This window comes from Klebsiella sp. MS 92-3, from assembly GCF_000195655.1.
GTDB lineage: Bacteria > Pseudomonadota > Gammaproteobacteria > Enterobacterales > Enterobacteriaceae > Klebsiella > Klebsiella pneumoniae.
In genome coordinates, this window is the sequence record NZ_GL882709.1 from 38,858 (window position 1) to 45,931 (window position 7,074).

Below are 7,074 nucleotides of genomic sequence, written 5' to 3' on the forward strand. Positions count from 1 at the left end.
GGGGGGGGAGGGGGGGGGGGGGGGGGGGGGCGGCCGGCGCCGGTTTGGGGGCGGCAGGCGGCTCGGGAAACAGGCGGTTGACGGCGAGGGACATTCCCCGGATGGCGAAAATGAGCAGCAGCAGGAACACCAGCACAAAGCCCATGCCGAGAAACATCAGGGTGAAGCCTTCGCCTAACAGAGTGGAGCTATGCAAAATTAAGCCTCAATTAGTAAGAAGAATATTATTAATAAATCGCTTTACGCTTAATAGAACGGATAAAAAACAGGTAACAAAATCATGCTAACGATAAAACAGACGAAACTTATCGCTAAGCCTGGCTTTAAAAAATCCTTAAACTTCACATTACCAGGACCGATAATCATCGAATTGGCTGGAATGGCCATGGGTGTACACACTGCTACGCTACTGGCAATAAAAATGGCAATAACGACAGCCCGTGGATCAGCACCGATAGATTGTGCAATTGTCCATCCAACAGGACATAACAACGTACAAGCAGCAGTATTACTCATCACCTGAGTGAGAGCCCAGGTCAGTATCCATAGTGAAGCCATGATGACTATGACGCCAGAGTTCCCTGTTACAGAAATTACCGCTCTTGCTATCATCTCACCTGCTCCAGTTGAATTTAAAGCGGCACCAAGTGGCATCATGAATGCAAGCATAAAAACAGTTAATGTCTCAAAGGAATTAAACGTTTCTTTTTGATTTAATACACCGGTCAATACCAAAACGATAGCGGCGCAGCAAGCAATGATATGAATAGGTGGAAGAAATTTAACATAGTCTGTTGCAACCATTCCCAAAATTGCTAATACGAAAACAATCAAGGTTAAAAGCTTGTGCCACTCAGGAATGTGGCTATAATCCATTTGTACATCAGATTGCTCATGCCCATCACGATCCGGAATTAACCTGGAACCAAAGAAGAAAAGTAACAATGCACACGCTATCATCAATGGGATGCCAATTTTGGCATACTCAAAAAATGGTACCGATAAGTTCCCTTTACTAAAAGTTTCAATTGTATTTTTAGCAATCAGGTTTCCAGGCGAACCGATAATTGATATATCTGCACCAATTGTCGCGCCAAACACCAAGGGCATGAGTAGTTTAATGGGTTTGATTTGACTAGTCCCGGCGATACCTAAAACAATGGGAATAAGCACAGCAACAGTGCCACTATTAGAAACAAATGCCGACATAACGCCGCTAATCATAAAAATTAAAACGCTAAGGCTTCTCTCCGTCTTTGCATACTTCAATAAAATTTTACTGGATTGCCATGCTAGCCCTGTTTTGAAAAAGGCCGCGCCCAACACGCACATGGCAATGATAAGGATAACATTTTCATTAACAATTGACGCAAAGATATCTTTGACACCAATAACCCCAAAAAAATACAATGCCATCGGGACCATAAAAGCCACCAATCCCATAGGCAAGCGATCGCTAATAAAGATTATTATTGCAACAACCAAAATCAACAAAGTGATAATAGCTGGTGACATATACACATCCTTATAAAAATGGGTGAAATAACAACCATAGGCCAATAACGCAAGTTCTATCGTTAACTTGTCAAAGCATTAATGAATCCATTAGCTTTGTTGCCATGGCAGGCTCAATAAACTTTTAAAACTATTATCAACAACACTATTCAGACAAATAAACACATGGCATTAACATATTTTTATTATCCTTTTCCAAAATTCCCTCTTGAAAACGTTGTGTGTATAATGCTACTTGTAGAATTAAAACTCATCCAATGCAAATAAGGTTGTGGCTTATGCAATATCGGCATCACCTGGAACTAACATGGCTTGAAGACTGCGTAGCACTGAAAGAAACATTGAATTTTTCAAAAGCATCTGCGGCAAGATATGTGACGCAACCCGCATTTAGCCGTAGAATACAGTCTCTGGAAGAATGGGTTGGCACACCACTCTTTGAAAGGAGTAAAAGAGGTGTATCGCTGACCAAAGCTGGCGAGGTTTTTATTGAACAATTACCAGAACTAATACACGATTTATATTCATTAAAAAACAATGCGCTGGATGCAGCTGGCAATAAGCAACCACATTTGGTTTTCTCAGCAACCCATGCATTATCCTTTTCATTTGTTCCAAGCATGTTAAAACAAAGTGAAAAAATAGCTAAATTTGGCTCATGTCGTCTGCTCTCTGATTCGTTGAACTCATGCGAAAAAATGATGCGTCAAGGCGATGCCCAATTTCTGCTATGTCACTACCACCCTCATATGCACCTCAATCTAAATGAAAGCCATTTTATGAGCATCCGCTTAGGAATGGATATACTCATCCCTTTTAGTAAACCAAATAGTATGACCATGAAGCCGTTATGGTGTATTGAGAATAGGTCCAATTTTCCCTATCTTTCTTTTTCATCACAATCTGGATTAGGTAGGATAATATCAAATACAACTTCAATTAACAGAATCACACATAACATGAAAATTGCATTTGTTGCCGATCTGGCGGCCACTTTGCTGGCAATGGTGAGATCGGGTGATGGTGTAGCCTGGTTGCCACAAACGCTTGCGGCACATGATGTTGCCTCTAAAACCATTGTGGCGGCAGCAGATCAAGAAAGCAATTTATGGGTACCAATCGAAATAAGGCTTTATCGACCGGCAAAAAAAATGCCACCAGATGCTGAAGAATTATGGGAGTTATTTGTTGAGGAACAAATATAAATAAACTATTGGAAATTGTCTTTAATATACTGTTCCAGGAATGCAATTAATGCTCTTGATGCGTATGATAAATACTTATCCTTTTTCCATGCCAGGCCTATCTCGACATAGACAGGTTCTGTCATCGCTCTTGTTGTTACACCATCACATTTTAGCCCTACCGCATCGAGAATAAATGATATACCCTCATTTTTTGCCACCAAATCAATATTATTCTTTACACTATTGGAAGATAAGAAGATATGAGTATTAACACCCCTCTTTTCACATTCATTTAGAATAGCTTTACGATGCCATGAATCTTTTTTCATAACAATTAATGGTTCATTTTGCAAATCCTCCCAGTCGATAGTTTTCTTCTTCGCCAAAGGGTGCTTATCGGATATACATACAACATGCTGCTGAGTCATTAATGGTACAGTTACTAACTCTTCTGGTGCATCATTGATAATGACAATCGCCAAATCAATATCGCCATGAGAAAGTTTTTGATGCAACCCAAAGGTACCTTCCTCAACTAATGAAAGTTCCATTTCTGAATATAATTCGCGAAAATGTTTAAATAGTGGTGTAAACAAAAAAAGGCTAATCATAGGAGGAATCCCTAATGTTACCACTCCACTGTTTTTATTATGATAATCTTTAATTTCAGCAACACTATTCTTCAATGCAATAATGAGAGGTTTGACTTTTAATAAGAAGAATTCCCCTTCTTCCGTTAACACCAACTTATTTTTCCTTCTCTCAAACAGATTAACACCTAACTCAGACTCTAGCTTTTTTATAGCAACTGTTATATTTGGTTGCGAAACATAATGACGTTCTGCAACCTTGGTAAGGTTGCCTAATGCAGATGCGCTAATAAAATATTCCAGCTGTCTAATTTCCATGCATTCCTCTTAACTATAAATAAAATTTATTGTCTGATAAACATAACATATTTCCTTCATGGAAAAAATAATCATAACATAAAAATGTGAACCATAAGCAAAACAAAAGTTCTGGAGGAAGCATGAGTAGAATACTGAATACAGAGGTCATCGTTCCAGTTATTGAAGAACTGGTAAAAAAAGCCTGTTATGAGCTTGATGATAATCTGATGTGTGCTTTTCGTAAAGCATATGAGAAAGAAGAGTCTAAACTTGGTAAAGAGACAATTAAAATATTAATTGATAACGGTGAGTATGCCAAAAAAGAGCAACTCGCATGTTGCCATGATACTGGCACCTGCATTGTCATCATGGAAATAGGTCAGGAAGTATGTTGGGAAGGATTTTCTCTTCAGCAGCAGGTCAATCAGGGTGTACGGCAAGGCTATGAAAAGGGTTATTTAAGAAAATCAATGGTTGCAGATCCCCTCGATCGTATCAATACTAATGATAATACTCCGGCAGTATTACATACTGAAATTGTTGAGGGTGATCGCGTGACAATTACCGTCATGCCTAAAGGCGGCGGCAGTGAAAACATGGGCACATTTAAAACATTATTGCCTGGAGATGATATTGAAGGCGTAAAAAGATTCGTTCTTGAAACCGTTCGCCATGTAGGCGGAAATCCGTGTCCTCCATATATTATTGGTATTGGAATAGGCGGTACAATGGATCATTGTGCGTGGATGGCTAAAAAAGCATTATTACGCCCTATTGGCGAATATAATGCAAAACCGCTTTATGCAAAATTAGAAGCTGAACTATTAGATGAGGTCAATAATACTGGGATTGGCCCATTAGGCATGGGGGGACGTGTTACCGCTCTTGGCGTACATATTGATTATTATCCATGCCATATTACTGCTCTGCCCGTAGCAATTAATTTCCAGTGCAATGCTAGTCGTCATGCTAGCAAAACTATTTAATAGCAGGAGGCTTGCTAATGGAATTAACATTACCTTTAACAAAAGAAATAGCCAAAACCCTTAAAGTTGGTGATATTATCTATCTCACTGGCTTTGTTTATACCTGTCGAGATGCGGCCCATAAAAAAATTGAAATCGCTTTGAAACATGGTGAAAAACCACCGGTCGATCTTAAAAACCAGATCATTTACTATGCAGGACCGTGTCCGGCAAGGCCTGGCCTACCGATTGGTTCGAATGGCCCAACCACTGCAGCTCGAATGGATCCCTTTGTAGAAATGATGTTTCAGCAAGGCGTAACCGCTTTTCTAGGAAAAGGTGACCGTGCCGATTATGTTGCAGACCTCTGCAAAAAATATGGTGGCGTCTCCCTATTGGGGATTGGTGGAGCTTCTGCCATCAATACGAAACATGTCAAATCAGTTGAAATTCTTGCCTATGGTGAACTGGGCACCGAATCCATAAAAAAAATCTATTTTGATCGCTATCGCGTAATAGTGGGAATCGATACTGAAGGAAATACACTACAGAAGCAGGAAGTGAGAAAATATGCTCGGTAACGCCCTATCGCGTCAGGTGAGCAGCACGAATTGATATCTTCAATAAACGTTGTTTGAACCTGTGGTCAGGTAGTGTGCTTTTAACATTCTGTAGCTGAAAGCACGGTACACATGACCACAGGTTTTTATAACGCTAAGGCTTAGCCGCGGCGGGTTTTCACCGCTTCCGCCAGCTGACGCAGGATCGTTTCGGTATCCTCCCAGCCGATGCAGGCGTCGGTGACGCTCTTGCCGTAGGTCAGCGGTTCACCGCTCTCGAGGCTCTGGTTGCCTTCCACCAGATGGCTTTCAATCATCACGCCCATAATGGCGCGCTCGCCGCCGGCGATCTGCTGGCATACGTCGGCGCCCACTTCCATCTGCTTCTTGAACTGCTTGCTGGAGTTGGCATGGCTGAAGTCGATCATCACCTGGGCCGGAAGACCCGCTTTCGCCAGACCGATTTTCACCTCCGCCACGTGCTTCGCGCTGTAGTTAGGCTCTTTGCCGCCGCGCAAAATAATATGGCAGTCGCCGTTACCGCTGGTATTCACGATGGCGGAGTGGCCCCACTTGGTGACCGACAGGAAACAGTGCGGCGCGCCGGCTGCGTTAATCGCATCGATAGCCACCTTGATGGTGCCATCGGTACCGTTTTTAAAGCCCACCGGGCAGGAGAGTCCGGAGGCGAGCTCACGGTGCACCTGGGATTCGGTGGTACGCGCGCCAATGGCGCCCCAGCTCATCAGATCGGCGACATACTGCGGGGTGATCATATCGAGGAATTCCCCCGCCGCCGGCAGGCCGCTGTCGTTAATGTCCAGCAGCAGTTTGCGCGCGATGCGCAACCCGTCGTTGATGCGGAAGCTGTTATCCATATGGGGATCGTTGATGAGCCCTTTCCAGCCGACGGTGGTGCGCGGTTTTTCAAAATAGACCCGCATGACGATCTCGAGCTCGCCCTTCAGCGCCTCGCGCAGGGTCAGCAGGCGGGCGGCATACTCTTTCGCCGCTGCCGGATCGTGAATAGAACAAGGCCCAATCACCACCAGCAGACGGTCATCGTCGCCTTTGAGGATCTGATGGATCGCTTTGCGAGCATGTGCAACGGTGTTTGCAGCATTTTCGGTAGCAGGGAATTTTTCCAGGAGCGCAACGGGAGGTAATAATTCGTTGATCTCTTTAATGCGTAAATCGTCGTTCTGATAATTCATCTTCTTTCCAGCGTTGCCATACTTATTCAATGAAATGCAATCCCTCCAATCTATCTCTTCGCTGAAATAGTGTAAACATGATTTTACAGTAGTGATGGAATAATCCTGGAAATAGGCAAAAATACGCCATAAAGTAGCGAAACCAGGCTCATGAACTACAATATTTAACTGTTAAAGCTAATTAAGTCTTACGTTTCAGGATTATATAGTGACACTGCGATCGTCTGCGGAGTCTTAAACCATAGCGAGTCAGATCCCTGGCACACTCACCGCGGGAAGCGCATTTCCCCTTCCCGGCTTAACAGGAGTATCCGATGAATATGAAAAAACTGACGACCCTTTTGCTCACCGCCACCTTAGGTCTTGCCAGCGGCGCGGCCCTGGCGGCAGACACCGGTGCCCAGTCCAATAATGGCCAGGCCAACTCTTCCGCGGATGCCGGTCAGGTGGCGCCGGATGCCCGTGAGAACGTGGCGCCGAACAACGTGGACAATAGTCAGATCAACTCTGGCTCTGGGGGCACCACGGGCTCGACGATGACCCAGGATAATATGTCGAGCGATGAGGTACATAAAAACTCGATGTGTAAAGACGGCCGCTGTCCGGACACCGGTAAAAAACTGGACAACGGCGGCAATACGACCCAAGACAACAGCAAAACCGACGGCACCACCCAGTAACACATGAGGTGGGCAGATCGAAGAAAAAGGGAGGCGGGGGCGCCCCTTTTTTTTTTTTTTTTT

General features: G+C 43.8%; 8 protein-coding genes. 4 read left to right on the forward strand and 4 right to left on the reverse strand.

Annotated features, from left to right (window positions below; translation table 11 throughout):
- On the reverse strand, positions 1-157 hold a 157-nt coding region (locus HMPREF9538_RS0126715), incomplete at its 3' end, for an OadG family transporter subunit (RefSeq protein ID WP_416352766.1).
- Between the two features lie 89 nt (positions 158-246).
- Entirely contained in the window at positions 247-1,515 is a 1,269-nt protein-coding gene (locus tag HMPREF9538_RS26140; RefSeq protein WP_009483845.1) for an SLC13 family permease, read from the reverse strand.
- Between the two features lie 221 nt (positions 1,516-1,736).
- Between HMPREF9538_RS26140 and HMPREF9538_RS0126720 the strand changes: the two genes are divergently transcribed.
- Positions 1,737-2,720: a LysR family transcriptional regulator gene (locus HMPREF9538_RS0126720; RefSeq protein ID WP_086071096.1), complete on the forward strand. Its 984-nt coding sequence runs from the start codon at positions 1,737-1,739 to the stop codon at positions 2,718-2,720.
- A gap of 5 nt (positions 2,721-2,725) precedes the next feature.
- Here the strand turns inward: HMPREF9538_RS0126720 and HMPREF9538_RS26135 are convergent, their stop codons facing one another.
- Entirely contained in the window at positions 2,726-3,610 is an 885-nt protein-coding gene (locus HMPREF9538_RS26135) for a LysR family transcriptional regulator (RefSeq protein ID WP_009483847.1), read from the reverse strand.
- A gap of 122 nt (positions 3,611-3,732) precedes the next feature.
- On the opposite strand from HMPREF9538_RS26135, the gene HMPREF9538_RS26130 reads away from it, so the two are divergent.
- Positions 3,733-4,578 carry a fumarate hydratase gene (locus HMPREF9538_RS26130; protein WP_009483848.1) on the forward strand — a complete coding sequence of 282 codons (846 nt, stop codon included), beginning with the start codon at positions 3,733-3,735 and terminating at the stop codon, positions 4,576-4,578.
- Positions 4,579-4,595: 17 nt separating this feature from the next.
- Positions 4,596-5,138 carry a FumA C-terminus/TtdB family hydratase beta subunit gene (locus HMPREF9538_RS26125; RefSeq protein ID WP_009483849.1) on the forward strand — a complete coding sequence of 181 codons (543 nt, stop codon included), beginning with the start codon at positions 4,596-4,598 and terminating at the stop codon, positions 5,136-5,138.
- Between the two features lie 140 nt (positions 5,139-5,278).
- Here the strand turns inward: HMPREF9538_RS26125 and aroG are convergent, their stop codons facing one another.
- Entirely contained in the window at positions 5,279-6,331 is a 1,053-nt protein-coding gene (gene aroG, locus HMPREF9538_RS26120) for a 3-deoxy-7-phosphoheptulonate synthase AroG (protein ID WP_002895086.1), read from the reverse strand.
- A 314-nt stretch (positions 6,332-6,645) separates the two neighbouring features.
- On the opposite strand from aroG, the gene HMPREF9538_RS26115 reads away from it, so the two are divergent.
- Positions 6,646-7,011: a YbgS-like family protein gene (locus HMPREF9538_RS26115; protein WP_002895084.1), complete on the forward strand. Its 366-nt coding sequence runs from the start codon at positions 6,646-6,648 to the stop codon at positions 7,009-7,011.
- Positions 7,012-7,074 lie beyond the last annotated feature (63 nt).